At 62.5% G+C, this 17,073-nt stretch carries 18 protein-coding genes and 1 pseudogene; 7 read left to right on the top strand and 12 right to left on the bottom strand.

All coding sequences use genetic code 11. The annotated features are described in order from the left end of the window. Positions 1-82 precede the first annotated feature (82 nt). The 3 genes from LPJ38_RS27100 (at position 83) to mdoH (ending at position 4,081) form a co-directional block, all read left to right on the top strand. Complete coding sequence (locus LPJ38_RS27100; protein WP_145630172.1) at positions 83-274, top strand: CsbD family protein; 192 nt, start codon at positions 83-85, stop codon at positions 272-274. Positions 275-476: 202 nt separating this feature from the next. Beyond that, entirely contained in the window at positions 477-1,982 is a 1,506-nt protein-coding gene (locus tag LPJ38_RS27095; protein ID WP_145630034.1) for a glucan biosynthesis protein G, read from the top strand. Then, positions 1,970-4,081 (top strand): glucans biosynthesis glucosyltransferase MdoH, encoded by a 2,112-nt coding sequence (mdoH, locus tag LPJ38_RS27090; RefSeq protein ID WP_145630035.1) that lies wholly within the window; start codon positions 1,970-1,972, stop codon positions 4,079-4,081. The genes LPJ38_RS27095 and mdoH overlap by 13 nt, the downstream gene beginning before the upstream one ends. A 21-nt stretch (positions 4,082-4,102) precedes the next feature. Here the strand turns inward: mdoH and LPJ38_RS27085 are convergent, their stop codons facing one another. Continuing rightward, positions 4,103-5,503, bottom strand: coding sequence for a TAXI family TRAP transporter solute-binding subunit (locus LPJ38_RS27085; protein WP_145630036.1), 1,401 nt, complete (start codon positions 5,501-5,503; stop codon positions 4,103-4,105). A gap of 49 nt (positions 5,504-5,552) precedes the next feature. Further along, entirely contained in the window at positions 5,553-6,851 is a 1,299-nt protein-coding gene (locus LPJ38_RS27080; RefSeq protein ID WP_145630037.1) for an Nramp family divalent metal transporter, read from the bottom strand. A 213-nt stretch (positions 6,852-7,064) separates the two neighbouring features. Here LPJ38_RS27080 and LPJ38_RS27075 point away from each other — a divergent pair, with 213 nt between their 5' ends. After that, positions 7,065-7,403: a DUF1236 domain-containing protein gene (locus tag LPJ38_RS27075; protein WP_145630038.1), complete on the top strand. Its 339-nt coding sequence runs from the start codon at positions 7,065-7,067 to the stop codon at positions 7,401-7,403. Positions 7,404-7,488: 85 nt separating this feature from the next. Then, positions 7,489-7,908, top strand: a complete 420-nt coding sequence (locus LPJ38_RS27070) for a hypothetical protein (RefSeq protein WP_208750495.1) — start codon at positions 7,489-7,491, stop codon at positions 7,906-7,908. Between the two features lie 79 nt (positions 7,909-7,987). Here the strand turns inward: LPJ38_RS27070 and LPJ38_RS27065 are convergent, their stop codons facing one another. Further along, a complete protein-coding gene (locus LPJ38_RS27065) occupies positions 7,988-8,407 on the bottom strand; it encodes a hypothetical protein (protein WP_231088415.1) in 420 nt (139 codons plus the stop codon). A gap of 283 nt (positions 8,408-8,690) precedes the next feature. On the opposite strand from LPJ38_RS27065, the pseudogene LPJ38_RS27060 reads away from it, so the two are divergent. Further along, positions 8,691-8,890: pseudogene (locus tag LPJ38_RS27060) on the top strand (hypothetical protein). A gap of 16 nt (positions 8,891-8,906) precedes the next feature. Then, positions 8,907-9,314: a hypothetical protein gene (locus tag LPJ38_RS27055; RefSeq protein ID WP_145630039.1), complete on the top strand. Its 408-nt coding sequence runs from the start codon at positions 8,907-8,909 to the stop codon at positions 9,312-9,314. 1,213 nt (positions 9,315-10,527) lie between these two features. Here the strand turns inward: LPJ38_RS27055 and LPJ38_RS27050 are convergent. From LPJ38_RS27050 to LPJ38_RS27010, 9 genes are all read right to left on the bottom strand, one after another. Beyond that, entirely contained in the window at positions 10,528-11,031 is a 504-nt protein-coding gene (locus tag LPJ38_RS27050; RefSeq protein ID WP_145630174.1) for a hypothetical protein, read from the bottom strand. Positions 11,032-11,033: 2 nt separating this feature from the next. Then, a complete protein-coding gene (locus tag LPJ38_RS27045; protein WP_145630040.1) occupies positions 11,034-11,243 on the bottom strand; it encodes a TOBE domain-containing protein in 210 nt (69 codons plus the stop codon). Between the two features lie 439 nt (positions 11,244-11,682). Next, positions 11,683-12,408, bottom strand: a complete 726-nt coding sequence (locus tag LPJ38_RS27040) for a hypothetical protein (RefSeq protein WP_145630041.1) — start codon at positions 12,406-12,408, stop codon at positions 11,683-11,685. Next, complete coding sequence (locus LPJ38_RS27035) at positions 12,405-12,821, bottom strand: phage holin family protein (protein WP_145630042.1); 417 nt, start codon at positions 12,819-12,821, stop codon at positions 12,405-12,407. The genes LPJ38_RS27040 and LPJ38_RS27035 overlap by 4 nt, the downstream gene beginning before the upstream one ends. Further along, entirely contained in the window at positions 12,818-13,492 is a 675-nt protein-coding gene (locus LPJ38_RS27030; RefSeq protein WP_145630043.1) for a hypothetical protein, read from the bottom strand. Before LPJ38_RS27030 ends, LPJ38_RS27035 begins: the two co-directional genes overlap by 4 nt. A 10-nt stretch (positions 13,493-13,502) precedes the next feature. Then, positions 13,503-14,462, bottom strand: coding sequence for a DUF3618 domain-containing protein (locus tag LPJ38_RS27025; RefSeq protein ID WP_145630044.1), 960 nt, complete (start codon positions 14,460-14,462; stop codon positions 13,503-13,505). Between the two features lie 42 nt (positions 14,463-14,504). After that, positions 14,505-14,654 (bottom strand): hypothetical protein, encoded by a 150-nt coding sequence (locus LPJ38_RS27020; RefSeq protein ID WP_158644738.1) that lies wholly within the window; start codon positions 14,652-14,654, stop codon positions 14,505-14,507. Between the two features lie 127 nt (positions 14,655-14,781). Beyond that, positions 14,782-15,345, bottom strand: a complete 564-nt coding sequence (locus tag LPJ38_RS27015) for an MOSC domain-containing protein (RefSeq protein WP_145630045.1) — start codon at positions 15,343-15,345, stop codon at positions 14,782-14,784. Then, positions 15,345-17,024: a DNA polymerase/3'-5' exonuclease PolX gene (locus tag LPJ38_RS27010; protein WP_145630046.1), complete on the bottom strand. Its 1,680-nt coding sequence runs from the start codon at positions 17,022-17,024 to the stop codon at positions 15,345-15,347. Before LPJ38_RS27010 ends, LPJ38_RS27015 begins: the two co-directional genes overlap by 1 nt. Between the last annotated feature and the right edge of the window lie 49 nt (positions 17,025-17,073).

The following is a 17,073-nucleotide window of genomic DNA, read 5'->3' as shown; positions in this document are numbered from 1 at the left end:
GCAAGAGCGGTGCGCGAGCGGCAGGAACGACTGCGCAACGGTTTCGTTGTGCTCGTCGTCCGGACAAGAATGGATGACGATCATGGACCGTGAACATGTGAAGGGCGCTGCCGACAAGGCAAAAGGCGCAATCAAAGAGGGTGCGGGTAAGCTTACCGGAGACAAGGACCTGGAAGCCGAAGGCAAGATGGATAAGGCCAAGGGATCCGCACACAACGCTGCGGGAGACGTGAAGGACGCCGCGCGGGACGCCGCTGACGCTCTCAAGCAATAAATACGACAAGGAAGGTTGAAAACTAGCCGCCGCAAGGGCGGCTTTTTCTTTCGGGCGCTCTAAGCTCGGGGTCTTTGCCTCGCGAAGTCCGCAAAACCTGACGCCGGCCGTTGCACACACCTTTGCCAGCGATGACAGGCCCGTGGAACTCGCGGGCGCGACGGTCGTTGCTAGGCCGCGGCAGCAGTAGTGAGGAGAGCACGTGAACCGACGCCAGCTTGTTCGAGGGTCGGCGGTGCTGCCGGCGTTGCTGCTCGCTTCGCGCAGCAGTTTCGCCGCTGCCTCGAATGACGGGTTCGGTCCGTCTACCGTGAGAGACCTGGCCCGTATGTTGGCGGGGAAGCCGTTCGAGGCGCCCGACGAGAAGCTGCCGGGCGGGTTTAAGGACCTCGACTACGATCAGTACCGTTCGATCCGCTTTTTGCCGGAGCGTGCGCTCTGGCGTGGCAAGAACCTTCCTTTCGAGGCACAGTTCTTCCATCGCGGCTTCTTCTACAAGAATAGGGTGAACATCTTCGAGGTGGCGGACGGAAAGGCCACCGAGATCAAGTACGGCAAGGCGGACTTTTCATTCGGCGAGAAGGTGCCGGCTTTTGAGGACGCCGATCTCGGATTCGCTGGTTTCCGCATCCATGCGGCCATGAACCGTCCCGACTATTACGACGAGGTCTGCGCCTTCCTGGGCGCAAGCTACTTTCGCGCCGTGGCCAAGGGGCAGACGTACGGACTCTCGGCGCGGGGACTTTCGATCGATACCGGCGAGGCCAAGGGGGAGGAATTTCCGTTGTTCAAGGCCTTCTGGCTTGAACGGCCTGCGCCGGGTGCGACTTCGATGGTGATCCATGCCTTGCTCGACGGCAAAAGCTGCGCAGCGAGTTACCGCTTCACCGTGCGCCCGGGGGACACGACGGTCTTCGATGTCGAAATGTCGGTCTACCCGCGGGTCGAAATGACGCGTGCAGGTCTCGCGCCCATGACCAGCATGTTCTTCTACGGTCCGAACGACCGCAACGACATCGACGATTTCCGTCCGGCAGTCCACGATTCCGATGGCCTTGCGATCTTCAATGGGAAGGGTGAAAGCCTCTGGCGGCCACTCAGCAACCCCCGCGATCTCCAGGTCAGCACCTTTCAGGATCTCAATCCGCGCGGCTTCGGCTTGATGCAGCGGGAGCGAAACTTCTTCGCCTACCAGGACATCGAGTCCAGCTTCGAAAAACGCCCAAGTCTCTGGATGGAGCCGATCGGGGATTGGGGCGAGGGCGGCGTCACGCTATTCGAGATCCCGACCAAGGAAGAGGTCCACGACAACATCGCTGCGTTCTGGCGGCCGAAGAACCCGCTGCAGGCCAAGGGCGAACACAACTACACCTATCGGCTGCACTGGGGACCGGATAGCCCGAAACCGCATTCACTGGCCCGCTTCACGCGAAGCGGAATAGGGGCGAGGGGCGAGGACGCCCGCCTCTTCGTCCTCGATCTGGTCGGTGAGAGCCTGAAGGGCATCGATCCTGCCGGCGTCAAAGGCGTCGTGACGGCGGAGAAGTCCGAAGTGAAGAACATCGTCACGCAGCCCAATCCCTACACCGGCGGCTGGCGGCTGAGCTTCCAGTGCCAGGTGAAGGGGGAGCCGATCGAGCTGCGGGCGCTTCTGACCGCGGGTGACAAGCCCTTGTCGGAAGTCTGGGTCTACCGATGGGCCCCCTGACTACGGCGTCCCGGCCGGTCGCCGGCGATATCGCGACGCAGCGCCTCTTGCCTCGCGAGACGCCGCTTCCGATGGCTCCCGGCGACCTCGCAAAGAGTCGGGTCCCGGACCGCGTTCCTACAGCGGTGGCCCCCGCGATGGCTTGGCGACGTGGCCTCATTCTGCTCGCGACGGCGGCTCTCACGGGGGCCGGCGGCTATGAGATGTATCGCGTCTTGGAAGTCGGCGGCGTCACCGTCCTCGAAGCCATGGTGCTGGTGCTGTTTCTCGTTCTGCTCGCCTGGGTGGCTTTCTCGTTCGCCTCTGCACTCGCCGGGTTCTTCGTATTGCTGACACATCCGGTCGCGGTAGATGCGGAGCTGCCTGCGATCGCGAGCCGCACCGCCATGCTGCTTCCAACCTACAACGAGGACCCACACCGATTGACGGCCCGGCTACGGGCGATCATCGAGTCCTTGGAAGCGACGAACCATGGAGAGCTGTTCGACTGGTTTGTTCTGAGCGACAGCACCGATCCAGACATCTGGGTCGCCGAGGAGAAAGCGCTTCTCGCATTGCGACAGGCTGTCGGGACGCCACGGCTGTACTATCGTCACCGCGCCGACAACACGGCGCGCAAAGCCGGCAACATTTCCGAGTGGATCACGCGGTTCGGCGCCGTCTACGACTTCATGATCGTGCTCGACGCCGACAGCCTCATGAGCGGACACACCATCGTCCAATTGGTCCATTCGATCGAGACCAATTCCACCGCCGGCCTCGTCCAGACGCTACCCATGGTGGTCAACGCGCGAAGCTTGTTCAGCCGAGTACAACAATTCGCGGGCCGGCTGTACGGGCCGATGATCGCCGCCGGCGTGGCCTGGTGGCACGGCTCCGAAGGCAACTACTGGGGTCACAATGCGATCATCCGGGTGAGGGCATTCGCCGAAGCGGCGGCGCTGCCGGAGCTTCGGGGACGCAAACCGTTCGGCGGACACATCCTCAGCCATGATTTCGTCGAGGCCGCGCTGATGCGACGGGCCGGGTGGGGCATCTACATGCTTCCGATGCTCGGCGGAAGCTATGAGGAGGTGCCACCATCGCTGCTCGATTTCGCGGCGCGCGACCGACGCTGGTGCCAAGGCAATCTTCAACATCTCGCGGTGGTACCCGCTCGGGGTCTTCATTGGGTGTCCCGTCTGCATTTCATGGTGGGCATTGGGGCTTATCTGACCGCGCCGCTGTGGCTGCTGTTCCTGCTGCTGGGAATGCTGATCTCGCTGCAGGCCCGCTTCGTGCGTCCGGAGTATTTTCCCAAGGGTTTCTCGCTCTTTCCCTCCTGGCCGGCCCAGGATCCAGTGCTCGCCATTTGGGTGTTCGTCGCCACGATGGGACTGCTGCTGTTGCCGAAGCTGCTCAGTCTGGTCCTCGTTTGGATGCTAGGCTCGGTGAGACGCCAATTTGGCGGCGCGTTGCGGACCTCGGCGGGAGTTCTCGCAGAGATCGTAATCTCCGCATTGATGGCGCCCGTGATGATGATCTTCCAGTCGATCGCAGTCGCCGAGATTCTGGCCGGCCGCGATGCAGGATGGCAGACGCAAAGACGCGATGACGGCACGGTGGAGCGCCGCGAGCTGTATCGGAAATACGGCGTCCCGACCTTGTGCGGCGTTGCGATGGCGGCAAGCGCCTACGCCGTCTCGCTGCCGCTTCTGCTCTGGATGTCGCCGGTCATCGTTGGGTTGCTGTTCGCCGTGCCAATCGGTGCGCTGACGGCCAAGCCCGCTTCCGGCGAACTATTTTCCACCCCTGAAGACCGAGAGCCGCCTCCGGTGCTCGAACGGGCGAACGAATTGAGCGCAGCGGCGGAGGTCGGCATCAAACCCGCTCTGGTGGCGCTACGCGAAGACTCGGAGCTGCTGGCCTTTCACATCGCTCAGTTGCCGCCCCCTCGCGTCGCCCGGCCCGATACGGTTGACGTCAACCTGGCGGTCGGCCGTGCCAAGGCTGATGTGAGCGAGACGTTCGAGGAGGCCGCCGCGCATCTGTCCTCGCGGGAAGTCTTCTCGATCCTGAACGACCGCTCGTCGCTTTCGACGGTGTTGCAGAAGCGATGAAATGTGACCTGCCGGGTGAGACTATCGCCGAGAGGCTATCGTTGGTCCCGAGCCCCTTGCCTCGACGGGGCCGCCCTGCAGCGTCGCCCGCCTTTCCGCGACCGCATGATCAAACAGCTCAAGGACGAGCCCGAAGGCGGTCATGTCCTCCTGTTCGATGGATCCCTCGTCGTAGCACTTGAGGGTTTCCGCGATGATCGCGTCAACCTCCCGTTGCGATCTCAGTAGGTCCTGTTCGGATCCGGCATCGCGGACCTCGGTGACCACGGCGAGGATGCGGTTGCGATAGCCGGTGTTGTCGTCTCGTTCGTCCCTGTTTAAATAACGGCGCAGCCAAGCGGCCGCCGATCCGATCCCGGAAAGCAGAAGCAGAGCGAACCAGAAGTAATCGCTATACTTGTCCAAAAACGTCCGCTCGGTCCCGTTAATGACCGCCGCAGCTCCCCTGTGCACCGAGGGCTCCGCCTCCTTTTCTGTATCCGGCTTTGCGATGCGCCCGGCTCCGGCGACGCGTTGGGTGATCGTATCGCGTACAGCGAAAAGCTGCCGGTAGAATGCCGCCGCTTTGGCTTCCGATAGTTCCTTTCTGGCCAGAATGAGATGGTTGACGCTAATAGTGTCGATCTTGTCCTCCGGCCAGGCCGGGTTGGCGTTGAAGACGCTGCCTGGGATTTCCTCGGCTTCATAGCGGGGATGACGCAGGGCTATCGCCTCTGATGCTTCGACCGGAAGAAACTTCGGTGCACCGCGCGATCGGGACGTTGCGGCAATGGCAGCACTCGTGATTTTACTGTCGAGGGGACCGACGGCGAGGTACGCATCCAGCGTGGTGTCCTGCGCCAGCTTTTCGATCTCGTCAGTCCCGAATTGAGCCGTGGCAACCTTATCGGGCGGCACTCCTGAGCCCTCAAGAATTGTTCGCAGGAGCGCGACGTTGGCGCCGGTCTTTCCAATTATACCAAGCTTGTGTCCCGCAAGATCGGCGATCTCACCGATCTTCGCGGCGGCCTTCTTCTTGGCATCCTTGCCAGCTCTTCCGAAAGGCGACCATAACACGACGTAATTCTTGCGCAGGACGGCGAGCGTCTGCGCGTCGGCCGGCATCGCAAGGTCGCTGCGGCCGACAGCCAAGTCGGTCTTGCCGGTGCCCATGAGCGCGAGGGATTCTGCTGCTCCTGCGGTGGTGATCGGCAAGATCCTGACCGTCCTGCTTTCCTGCTCGAAGGCCTCGGCCATCGCCTGAACAACCTGATCGTCTTCACTGCCTGAAGGGCCGACGGTGATCCGAAGGGTCTCGGGCTGCAGGATGTAGAAAAGGCCGGCCGCTGCAGCACCAAAGGCAACGAATCCCGTAGCCAACAAGATCAGGAGCCGTCGTTGGCGTCGCTCAGCAGGACTATTGATCGGAGCAGAAGCCGACATCGACAGACCTTTTTGACGGGGTAGGCTTTGCGGTCGTCTCCTTGCGCGATTATGACCACATCATCGAACAAGCCATGCCGATGATGCACATGAACATCGCTGCGGTCGCGACCCAGCCCAGGCAATAGACTGGCCCCGAAATCACCAGATCGCCCATGACCGACTGCCGCCGTACCAGCAGCATCATGACGGTCATGATCGGAGCGGCCAGTATACCGTTGATGACCGCGCTCCAATAGAGCGCTTTGATCGGGTCGAGCGCTGTGAAGTTGAGCCCCACGCCGAGCGCGACCGAAAGCGCGAGTACACCATAGAACGCGACGGCTTCCTTCGGCTTTCGCGACAGGCCGACCGGCCATTTGCGTCCTTCTCCAATAGCATAGGCGGTCGAGCCGGCCAGCACCGGAATCGCAAGAAGGCCTGTCCCGATGATGCCGAGCGCGAAGATCAGCTCTGCCAGAGCTCCCGCGACGGGGCGTAAGGCTTCAGCGGCCTGGGCTGACGATTCGATGTCGGTCTTGCCGGAGGCGTGCAACGTTGCCGCCGTCGTCATGATGATCGCGATCGCGATGACGTTCGACACTGCCATGCCGACGAGCGTGTCGATCCGGATCCGCTTGACTTCCTGGTCCTCGTTCTCGGGCTCTCGCTTGAGCGGCTTCTTGTCGGGATCGATCCGTTGCTCCTCCGCTTCTTGCGAGGACTGCCAGATGAACAGATAGGGGGAGATCGTCGTCCCGAGGATCGCGACTAAAGTCGTCAGGAATGGACCATTCCAATCAACCGTCGGGACGAGAAGCCCCTTCAGGGCCTCGCCCCAAGGCACCTTTGCGAGAAAAAGGGCGACGACATAAGCGAGCAGAACGAGCGTCAGCCATTTCAGGATCGCCACATAACGCTCGTACTTGAAGAAGATCTGCGCGATGACTGACACCGCGCCGAAGAGAACGACATAAAGGGTGCCCGGTCCCCCGATCAAGAGCTTCAGGGCATCGCCCATTGCCCCAAGGTCGGCAGCCACGTTGATCGTGTTGGCTACGAAGAGCAGCACGATCATGGACCAGATGACGGGCGCGGGGAAATTCCGGCAGACGTTTCCGGCGATGCCGTGCCCAGTGACGCGTCCGATGCGACCAGAGATCTCCTGGATCGCGGCCATCAGCGGATAGGTGATTAGCATGGTCCAGCCGATGCCGAATCCGAGCTGGGCACCCGCCTGGCTGTAGGTGCCGATTCCGGATGGATCGTCGTCGGAAGCGCCCGTGATTAGGCCGGGACCAAGGCGCTGCAAGAAGCTATCCTGATCTTTATTCTCGACCGGCTTCTTGCGCGCTTTCCTCCTCGCCACTCGTCGTCCTCGCTACCGTGTATCCGATTCCGGAACTGATAACGTCGATGCATGGGAGTTTGTTCGGCTCATTCTTGGCGAGGCAAGCTTCGCACGGCGCTCGGGCCGGCCCACGATCTCGGGAAAAATCGGCAATGACGCTGCTGTTTTTCCGGAACCTTGCCATCATTCGCGGGTTCTCGCATGCCGCCATCTGACTGCGAGGAGAATAAGATGAACAAGCTTCTACTGACCACGGCCATGGCCGCGCTCATCTCCACGGGTGCGGTGGCGCAGTCGACGGTCGTCACCACCACCGGCACAGGTCACGCGGCCGCCGTGCAGATCGAGCCGGAATACCGAACCAAGATCCGCACCTATGTGACCGAGCACAAGGTTCGTCCGGTGCAGCAGAAGATCGTCGTCGGCCAGCCCGTGCCGCGCGAAGTCGAGCTCGAGGCGGTGCCCGCCGATGGGGGTCCTTCGCTCACCAAGTACCGCTATGTCTACTCGGGCGAGCGCGTGATGCTGGTCGATCCGTCGACCCGCACGGTCGTCCAGGAGATCGACTGAGCTTCCGGCGGGTCGCTGATCGCAGCGGCCCGCCACCCATCCGGCCCCCGCCGTACCTTGATTTCCCATTTGCGAGCGGCCGTCCATGCCGATCATTCGTTATTTCGTCTTCGTCGGCGGGTTCTTGCTGGCGCTGCTCTTCGTTGCGGATCGGTACATGCCCGCTCCCGTCGAAGCCGTCGCCGTGGCCGGCCCCGACAGGACCATCATCCGCATAAAATCGGCGAGGAGTCTCCCGGAGAAGATCGTCTTCGACACCAGCCAGCGGGCCGAAGCGCCGATGATCGCGCAGGCCGATCCGATCCCCGGAGAGTCGCTGCGAGAAGTGCGAGAAGCCAAGGCCGCCGTGCCTGCAGCACCTTCCGGCGAGGCCCGGAAGGAAGCGCCGGCTCGCGCGGCGGCGGTGGTGACGCATCCGAAGCGGTCGGCAAAGCTGCAGAAGCGGACACCGGACCGGCGTCTCGCCTTCGAGCGGACTGATCCATTTGCCGGCAGATGGTGGTGAGCCGAAGCGCGACCGGGGTTCAAAGGAAAAGGCCGCTCCCTCGGGGTGCGGCCTTCGTCGCTTTCACGTGCGGCCACTCTCACCAGTGGCGGTGGTGCCGATGCCAGTGATGGCGGACGACCGGATAAGACCCGCGATAGTAGGCATAGGCCGGGCGGACGACGCGGCGATAGCGGTAACCGTAGGAGACCGGCGCCGTGTAGTAGGTCGTGGTGTAGCCGCCGCCCCAGCGATAGGGCTCGTCGTATCCGTAGTCGTAGGCGTAGGGACCGCCATAGTAGCCGGCCCCATAGTAGCGGGGGCCGCCGTAGTGGCCATAGCCCGGTCCCCAGCCATATGCCGAGGAGGCGAGGCCGCCGATCACGGCACCCGCAAGCAGGCCGCCGGCGATCCCTGGTCCCCATCCGCCCCGCCAGTGAGCTTCCGCAGGGGACGTGGTGGCCACCGAGGCGAGACCTAGGGCGCCAACCATCAGCGCCGACATTGCAATCTTCTTCATCGAGGATCCTTTCACTGTGTTCGAGCGCCCCGACCACAACGGGAAAAAATGGCAATGGTTTCGCTCGCCCCGGCGGCGGGCGGCATTGGATGCTCGGGGCCGGAGCAGCTTCGCTCGAGAGGATCGAGCTTTGACCACAACAGCAAGGTGTGTGGGTTGGGGTCAGTTCATGTTGCGCCGCGGAAGCTCGACGGCCTTCGCTTGATGTGACCGCGTTAACTTTCTTGAATTCGTCGCACAGCGTTTCCGCAGTAATCTAAATCTTCTTGCGTTGGGGGTTCCCATGTTCGATCCGGCCACGACGGCGCTCCTGCGCGCCGTATTCGATGAGGTCTGCGAAGACGTCTCGCGCCATGAGACCGCGGCGCGCACCATGTCGCCTCGAGGATTCTGGAGGCGGCTACCGACGGCCACACCTCTCCCGAGAGCCTGAAGCAGGTCGGACGCGCGGCCCTCCACGACGCTCCGACAATGTGGCGATAGGTCGAGGAAGGCTGAGGTGAACTTCCAGGTCACCGTGCTCAAGATCCTGGTGAGCTATCTCGACGGGTTCGCCGTCATGGCCGATCTCAATGCGATATGGCGATTCTCGCGACGAGCGGGCGGGCGTGACTGGGCGGACCGGACCAAGCGCCTCGCCGCTCGCGTGCCGGAGCTCGACATCTTCTCCCAAGGACTAGTCGAGCGTCTGAATGGCGGATGGCGGATCACGGAGAAGGGCCGTGTCGTGCTGGAGTTCATGGAAGCAAGGCCTGTCGAGATGCGGAGGGAGAGTGACGAGGCTCCGGCAGAGCCTCCGGCCACCAAACAGGCATCCTCGCATCTTGCCGCCAGGCGCTCCGGTCGAAGCCAGCGTCTCCAGCGCCGCCGCGTGGCACGCGAGCGGGCTCGCGCCAAGGCGTGCTGAACGCGATTCTGTGGCCCGGCATCGCGAATCGGTCGCTGAACGGGCTATCAGACGAAGCCCTCGATGTAAGCGCGTACTCCGGCCGCATCGTTGGCGGCAGCGGCGCAGATTCCTATGGCGTGGATTTCGCGGGGAATTCGAAAGCTTGGGCTCACCCTCATATTTGTCATCATCCAGGCCACCGCCTCATGGGCCCGACCAGCCTTCAGTAGCGAGAGCGCGTGTTCCTTGCTGTGCCTAACGTATTCGTTTCGAGTCATTGCCGCTTCTTCAGTCCGAAAGTTCTTCCGTTGGCGGTTAGCATTGCCTGCGTTTGCGCGTCTACCGCGCGGAGGTTGCGCGAGTTGCGGGGATTGCTTTCGAAACCTTAGGGCCGGGCAGGGACTCCTTTCCGGATTGTGCAGAGCACATGAAAGGCGTTGTCCGCTGCTCTGCGCCCCCTTCTTCGTAGTCGACTATTGGTCAAAATGCGAAGAACTCAGGTTAAGCAAATCTGGTCCGGTTCGCTGCGACGAGCGGGCTCCCATCAGACGCGGCACAACTTGTGATAGGCCAAAAGCGGACGTTTCAATCGCTAGGTCAGGGCTTGTTCGGAGCCAATCCCTGTCTGATCGGAGCCTTTTTGAAAATAGCGATCGAGACCACGAACGTTGGGAAAAGTGGCGCGTTGAGCAGGATAGGGCAGCGCATTGGAGAAGAAGCGTGCGAACCGTAACTCTCGCGATGATGGTAGTTGCCGCAAGCGCAATCGCTTTCCAAGCAAGGGCACAACAGCAAGCCGCGCCTAGTGAGCAAACCAAGGACGAGATGCGCACTGACGTAGACAAAGGGCTCAAGACGAGCGAGCCCAACGAGCAGATGCAGCGCGACGCAGATAAAGGGGCCAAGACACGCAATTCAGGCGCGTCCGGATACGTTGCCGACCAAGACAAGCCGGGCGCCTCTGTGCATCCCCCGGGCCAGCCGGGGAGTGAGCAGACGACTGGTTCTGGCGGCCAAACTGGCCCTTCGAAACAAGGCCGGCAGTAATCGCTTGGCCGACCTCGCGCTCACCTTGCGCGGTCGTTCTAAGGGAGTGCCAAGCGCAGCTTCGGGTCAATCGCGGCGATCTGGCCCGGCGAACGCCGGGTCCGGTTTGCGTTCATTGCCGACATCGACGCACGGGCTGAGCTTGTCGCGATGGGCCAAGAGGCGACATGGCGGCTTGCCAGACCTATTGCGCAGGCAGGATAACAATCGAGAGCGCTTTTTCCCTGGCACCGCTAACCTGGAGCACTAACGGCTCGGCAGACAACTCGAACTTCATGGTCTTCCGGATGCCGTCGCAATCCGTTGCGCCGCTGAAAGCAACAGGCTTGATGAAATGCCCGCCTTGCACGACATCGACCCACGCGCCGCCGGATAGGCTGATCGTATACGCACCGGCGGTCGCCGCTTTGATCGAGGTAAACCCCGCAAAGGTCCCGTCCTTTGGCACACGTTCCGGGGGCGACGGCAGTTTGGCTTCCGACGGAGCGACCAGGGTCAGCGTGAATGCCGTGGATAGCATAACGGCTTGTTCGCTTCCTGATGACAAACTGGCGCGATCGGGTGAGGTAAGGGCGGCGCGGTCGCGCTCGATCGGCCACTTGAACTTGTCGCAGCCGCTCGGTTCTTCAGCGGCCATTGCGGGCTTTGCACCAAGCAGCAGCAACGCAATGAAAACCCACGTCTTCATCGTCAATCAACCGCAATCATGACGTCTGAGGCTTTGACCACGACCGTGACCTTAGCGCCCTTTTTGATGCGGAGGTCGTCCACCGCCTCATTGGTGATCGAGGAAGTCATGATCGTACCGTTGCCGATATCGACACGGACATGTGACGTGGTCGCGCCCTTGGTGAGCTCGACCACGGTCCCATTGATTTGATTGCGGGCACTGATGCGCATTGAGTGCCCTTGAGATCTGCTGGCGTTAAACCAGTCAAAATTGATGCAAGGACCATCGTCCCACGGGGTGCCGAAGCGCTTACGGCTGCCTCGGCAGTCCGAAAATAGCACCAATCCAGTCAGTAGAGAAGCCGGGCCGCTTCTCCTTCGGGCCAACCTGAGACCTTGAACCAGCGGCTGGCTACGTCTGATTCACCGCCCCGTGCGCAAGGCTCTGGGGTTGCCGCCTTTGCCGCCGTGGCCTTCAGCAACCGAGCGCGAAGCCAGCTGACCGTGCGGACGTCTTTTCGCGTTGCCGCTATTTTCGCGATCAACTCTTTTCGCGAACGACTCCCTAGCTACGCAGAGAATTCCTGGCAGCAACTTGCTTGAAGCGATGCCGTGGGATCACGTTTAAGCGTGGGAGGGCGCGTGACCAACGCGCCCCCTTTTTCTCATTTCATTGAGGAGACTTCGCCTTCGCCCGGGCAGCTGACGCCGCGTCTATGCCGGCTTGCTTGACCCGGTCCACGACTTCGGCGCCGGCGTCGCTGACTTCTGCAACGACCGTGTCCGACGCTTCACGCAGGGCCTGCGAGACCGCACCGGCGCGCCGGCCCAAATCGGCCTTCACGTCGTCACTGACTTCGCCGATATACTGGTTCTCGATCTCGGAGGGTCGAAATGCGCCTGCGACGGCTGCGCCGATGGCCATGCCCACGACACCCAGCACAAGCGGTTGCCTTTCCAGCATGTCTGCGAGCGACGATTTCGCGCTGTTCATCGCATCCTTGTTACCAAGCTTGCTAAACTGCTCCTGCGCAAAAGCGACGCCCTCGTCGAACCGATCCTTGACGCTGTCAGCTGCCTGAGAGACCGCGTCGGAAGCGGCGGCACTCGCGCCACGCAGGGTCTCTCCGACGCCCAGCGAGCCGTCCTCGTCCATGGCGGGTGCGGTTGGAGGCGCGACGGTCTGTTTGACGGCAGATGCTGCGGACCTGAAACCACTCGTCCCGATGTCGGCAACGGGTGCGACGGCCTCGGCCGCCGAACGCGCCACGGTTTTTAGCCGCTGATCACCGGTCAACAGCCACAGCGCTCCGCCTCCGATCAGTGCGGCGGCAAGCGGATTGTCCCGGGCCGCCGTCACAAGGTTGTCGATAAAGCTGGTTCTTTTGCTGCTCATCGCACCATTCCCTTCACGGTGTCCTTGTCCTTCTCAAGCTGGCCGATCGTTTCACGGGGGGCCAGCTGACGCATATCAAACCGGTTGATGCCTACAGCGACTAGCGCCGCGGCAATGACCGCCGCGATGACTGCCGAGGTCAGATATGACAGCGGCTGCGACCATCCTGCTGAGATCAATGCGGCGGAGAGGGCGAACAGAACCATGACGATTGCCGGAATCACCATCACGGCGCCACCGATGATCAGGCCGAGCGCGCCACCGATCTTCTGAAGCTTCTCCCCAAGCTCCGCCTTCGCCAGGTCGACCTCGTTCTGGAAGAGCTTGGCGAACTGCGACATGGCATCGCCGACCAGGGTCGAGATCTCCCTGAACTCGCTTTTGCTGGTTTTGATATCGCGCTCGATGCTCATGGTACGGTGCTGCTCTGAGTGGTTGAGCCCTGTTGTGTCTGCGGGTTGCGGCTTCCGGCAGTCTGAGACCAGGGTTGTTCTCCCGTCGAAAACGAGGTCCCACCAGCCTTTTGACCGCTTCCCGATGATGAACTTGGGTCGCGCTGCCCTTGGGACGAGGACTCTCCGCCGGACGCTTTCAGGAAACGCACGGCGGCAAACCCAGCCAGCACCGACAGGCCGAGAAAGGCCGCGGGCTGACGCTTGGCGAAATCGGTTGCGCCTTCGAGAATATTCCGGAAGCTTCCGTCCCGAATTTTTTGCGCGGCATCCTCGACATAGTCCGCGGCGGAATCGATGCTGCGTGCGGCGAACGGCACGTCGTTCTCGAAGGCCCGGCCGGCCTCCCGGATGTTGTTTGCGAGACGCTCAACGAAATCGGCGCCCGATCGCTGGTGATCGCGCGCTTGGCTCTGGATCTGGTCGACGGTGCCGTCCGCGAGGCCCTTTGCTGCATCTGCGGCTTCACCGAACTTGTCTCGTGCAAGATCGGCCGAGGCGCGGAAGGCGTCTCCAGCGCGCTGCTTCATCTCGGCGCCGACATTTCCAACCTGTTCCTTCATGTCCTTTGCGGTTCCTTTGTCCTGGTTCTTTGCAAACTGCGTGACATTGTCCGGGTCCAAATCGCTCATGATGTTTCCTTCAGGTGTTGGTTTGGGAGGGGCTAAAGGCAGCTTTGACCACATCGTCGGCAGCCTCCTTCAATGTGTCGGCCATGTTCTGCGTGATGCGGCTGGCGTGGCTGCCGAGATCGGCCTCGGTAACCTTTTGCGATGCAGCATCGGCCGCCGAATTGGTCACGTCCTTGACGGCTTCTAAGCCGAATTCAGCCGCAGTGGCCGCAGCCTGCTTCACCCCGTCGCTCGCCGACCCCATCACCTTGGCTTCGGCCTTCGTCGCCGGAAGAGCGGCGGCAATGATGGCGCCGATTGCGATGCCCAACCCTGCGATGAGCGCGGCATTGTCACCGATGGTCTGACGCGCCTGATCAGGCGCACTCGAAGCGGCATCCTTGGTCGCATCCATACCGCTTCTCAGCTTTTCACTTGCGAAACTTGCGGCCCTCTCCGCGCTTTCCCGCAGATCTGCGGCGAGGCCGGCCGCCGTCTCCTGCACATCACCAGCTATCCCTGCGGCTCGGCCTTGAGCGGAGGATAGGGTCTCTGCTGCATCGCCCTGCATACCGCGGGCGCTCTCGGTGACCCCCTCGAGCATTCGGCCCGCCTGGTCCATAGCCGGACCGGTGGCGTCTGCAGCGCGATCGCGCACCGTCTTGGACGTCAAGGCAAGCCCCGCGCCGATCATCAGCAGTGGCAACGGCACACCTCGCGCCCTCCGCAGCAACGGAACGCCTACGGCGGCGCCCGCAGCCAGCGCGCCCATCGGGTTGTCCATGATCTGTTGCTTCACTCCTTCGACCCAGCTCTGGGTCTTGTGGCTGACATAGCCGCTGACTTCAGATTTGATGTGCTGCGGCGACACCTTGTGACGAATGTCGTCGGCGGTCTCCGATATCTGATCCTTCAATCGGCTTACTGTTGACGCTAGTTCGGCGCGGCTGCGCTCGGACTCGCGTCTCAACTCCTCCACTGATCGTGTCATCGCTTCATCCTTTTGCTTTCCTTCTTGGATTTGAGGACGAACTCACGCTTTATTGAATCGTTCCTGCACAGCATGGCCGGCGCGTGTGTCGATCAGCAGGATTCCGAGCCCGGTAGAGAGAGGCGGTTGACGACCGCTAAATGTCGGCAGGACGAGCTGCTGCTTTTCGGACTCCGGCGTGGAAGCAGCCATGCGTTCCATCAGCGCGCCAAGCCGCTTCGCGATGACGAAGAGCCGCGAACGCGCCAGAGCGAAGGCCCGAAAGAGACCGAGGTCAAGAAAGAGCCGCCGGGGGGGGTCGCCAGCCTTGCGGGGGCTTCTACAGAGCCGGCAGGGCGCGCAATGGCGAGGACGGGAGCCGGACGCGCGCGGCATCGCCAGCGGCGACCGTCCCGTCGGCCCGCACCACGCCCAGCACCCCGGATTTGAACGGAGGGCCCATTTCCGCTGACGAGAGCACCTGTTGCTTAAGGCCGCGCTGGAAGCGGTCGATCAGAACGCAAGGCGTCCGGAGGCCGGTTAGCTCGACCACCGCCGCCGGCCCGAGCTCGATTCGCGTCCCGAGCGGCATCCGTTCGAGATCCAAGCCGGCGGTGGTGATGTTCTCGCCTAGGTCGCCCGCTCCGATCTCGAAGCCGTTTTCGTGAAGGGAAACGAAGAGCTCGGATGGGATCAGGTGAACCTGCCGCAAATTGGGAAGGTGCGGCTGACGACGGGCAAGATAGCGGTGCCGGACGAACGGGCCGGCGTGGGCGTCGCCTTCGACGCCGTGGCCTTCCACCAGGATTATGCGGTCCTGAGTTGGCTTGCTGAAGTGGTGCCCGCGATCGGCGGCGACCGCCATGACACTCCCCTCGAGCGAGAGATCGTGCGCCTGCGGCATCAGGCTGCGTGGGCGAGCGAGCGCCGCTTCTGGCGGAAGTAGCGCGAGATCTCGGGAAGCTTCATCGCGTTCAGGACCCGATCGGCAGGGACGCCGCCCTTTCGGGCCATTTGGACGCCCCAGTGCATGTGGTCGAGTTCGGGGATCGAGTGTGCGTCCGGATTGATGCTCAGCATGCAGCCGAACTCCAGCGCCGCCTGGTGCCAGCGCCAGTCCAGGTCAAGCCGCCATGGATGAGCGTTGATCTCGACGACGACATCGTGCTTGGCGCAGGCCCGCAGCACCTTCTCGACGTCGATTTCGTACCCCGGCCGTCGCTGGAGCTGTCGTCCCGTCATGTGGCCAATGATGGTGGTGTGAGGGTCGGAAATAGCCCGAAGCAGGCGCTGCGTCTGCGCCTTGCGATCCAGCTTGAAGCGCCCATGAATGCTGGCGACCACGAAATCGAAGCGCTCCAGAACGTCATCGTCATAGTCGAGCGACCCGTCGGCCAGGATGTCGGACTCAATACCCTTGAGGATTCGGAAGTCCTTCCCGTAGCGCTTGTTCAGTCGATCGGCCTCCCGGTGCTGCTGCGCGATCTCCTCAACGGAGAGACCTCCGGCATAGTGGGCAGACTTGGAATGGTCCGCCACCCCGAAATACTCGAAGCCTCGCTGGCGCGTGGCCTTAGCCATAGTCTCCAGGGTCTCGATGCCGTCGGAGGCATCGGTGTGGCAGTGAAGGATGCCGCGCAGGTCCTGGTCGGTGACAAGCTTTCGGAGCTTGCCTTTCAGAGCCAGCTCGATCTCGCCGCGCCCCTCCCGGAGCTCAGGGTCGATGAAGGACAGACCGAGGGCGCGGTAGATCTCAGCTTCCTCGCCGGCGACCAGTGTGCGGCCCTTGTGCAGGCCGTCAGCGTCCAACCGCATGCCCTTCTCGGCGGCTAAGGCTTGGAGCTGCTCGATGTGGGCGGTGGAGCCGGTTGCGAAGAGAAGGGCCGCGCCGAAATGCTTGCGGTCGGACACGCGAATTTGCAGCCCGTAGGCCGACGGCATCGACACCTTGTCTGATTTGGCGGCCTCGGCAACGATCGCAAGGTCGCCGACGAGTTCGCAGCCTCGCCGGAAATCGCCCGCGATCGTCACGCGTTTGAGCTCGGGACGGGTCTTGCGGATCGAGTCCTTCGCGTGTGCCAGCAGGGCGGCGGCACGGTGCAGATGGAGGCGGCCTTCTCCGCTTTTGGCGATCGCGAGGTTCTGCAGGATCTTGGTCTGCAGCGAGGTGCCTAGTCCTTTGGCCTTCTTGATACGGTCGTCCTTGGCGGCGGCCTCCAATTCCGTCAGGGACGTGATGCCGAGATCCCTGTAGAGGCGCAGCACTTTCTCCGGGCGGAGGCCGGGCACAGCGAGCATCTCGAGCACGCCCTCGGGGATCTCCTTCCGCAGCTTTTCGAGGCTCGGGTGAGTGCCCGTCTTGTGAAGCTTGATGATGATCTCGGCTATTGCATCGCCGACGCCCGGGATTTCCGTAAGGCGATCTTCGGCGATGAGGACGTCCAGCGGGAGGGCAAGAGTCGCCAAGCGGTCGGCGGCCCGAGAGTAGGCCTTTGCCCGGTATGGATTGCCACCCCGCAAGGCGGTACGCCGCGCATATTCTCGCAGCAGACTTGCCACACCGCGAGTGTCAAGCGAGGGCATTCAGCGAGCCTCCTGATCCGCGCTAAGCGGCGCAGCCGGAGTGGGGCTA

Source organism: Bradyrhizobium daqingense (assembly GCF_021044685.1).
Classification (GTDB): domain Bacteria; phylum Pseudomonadota; class Alphaproteobacteria; order Rhizobiales; family Xanthobacteraceae; genus Bradyrhizobium; species Bradyrhizobium daqingense.
This window is presented reverse-complemented; position numbering and strand designations above follow the sequence as displayed.

Coding starts and splice junctions, on each gene's coding strand:
- LPJ38_RS27085 (WP_145630036.1), bottom strand. CDS start 5,503: ATGTCGGCTTCTGCTCCGATCAATAGTCCTGCTGAGCGACGCCAACGA.
- mdoH (WP_145630035.1), top strand. CDS start 1,970: ATGGGCCCCCTGACTACGGCGTCCCGGCCGGTCGCCGGCGATATCGCG.
- LPJ38_RS27010 (WP_145630046.1), bottom strand. CDS start 17,024: ATGCCCTCGCTTGACACTCGCGGTGTGGCAAGTCTGCTGCGAGAATAT.
- LPJ38_RS27030 (WP_145630043.1), bottom strand. CDS start 13,492: ATGAGCGATTTGGACCCGGACAATGTCACGCAGTTTGCAAAGAACCAG.
- LPJ38_RS27020 (WP_158644738.1), bottom strand. CDS start 14,654: ATGGCTGCTTCCACGCCGGAGTCCGAAAAGCAGCAGCTCGTCCTGCCG.
- LPJ38_RS27015 (WP_145630045.1), bottom strand. CDS start 15,345: ATGCCGCAGGCGCACGATCTCTCGCTCGAGGGGAGTGTCATGGCGGTC.
- LPJ38_RS27065 (WP_231088415.1), bottom strand. CDS start 8,407: ATGAAGAAGATTGCAATGTCGGCGCTGATGGTTGGCGCCCTAGGTCTC.
- LPJ38_RS27075 (WP_145630038.1), top strand. CDS start 7,065: ATGAACAAGCTTCTACTGACCACGGCCATGGCCGCGCTCATCTCCACG.
- LPJ38_RS27035 (WP_145630042.1), bottom strand. CDS start 12,821: ATGAGCATCGAGCGCGATATCAAAACCAGCAAAAGCGAGTTCAGGGAG.
- LPJ38_RS27045 (WP_145630040.1), bottom strand. CDS start 11,243: ATGCGCATCAGTGCCCGCAATCAAATCAATGGGACCGTGGTCGAGCTC.
- LPJ38_RS27040 (WP_145630041.1), bottom strand. CDS start 12,408: ATGAGCAGCAAAAGAACCAGCTTTATCGACAACCTTGTGACGGCGGCC.
- LPJ38_RS27070 (WP_208750495.1), top strand. CDS start 7,489: ATGCCGATCATTCGTTATTTCGTCTTCGTCGGCGGGTTCTTGCTGGCG.
- LPJ38_RS27100 (WP_145630172.1), top strand. CDS start 83: ATGGACCGTGAACATGTGAAGGGCGCTGCCGACAAGGCAAAAGGCGCA.
- LPJ38_RS27050 (WP_145630174.1), bottom strand. CDS start 11,031: ATGAAGACGTGGGTTTTCATTGCGTTGCTGCTGCTTGGTGCAAAGCCC.
- LPJ38_RS27025 (WP_145630044.1), bottom strand. CDS start 14,462: ATGACACGATCAGTGGAGGAGTTGAGACGCGAGTCCGAGCGCAGCCGC.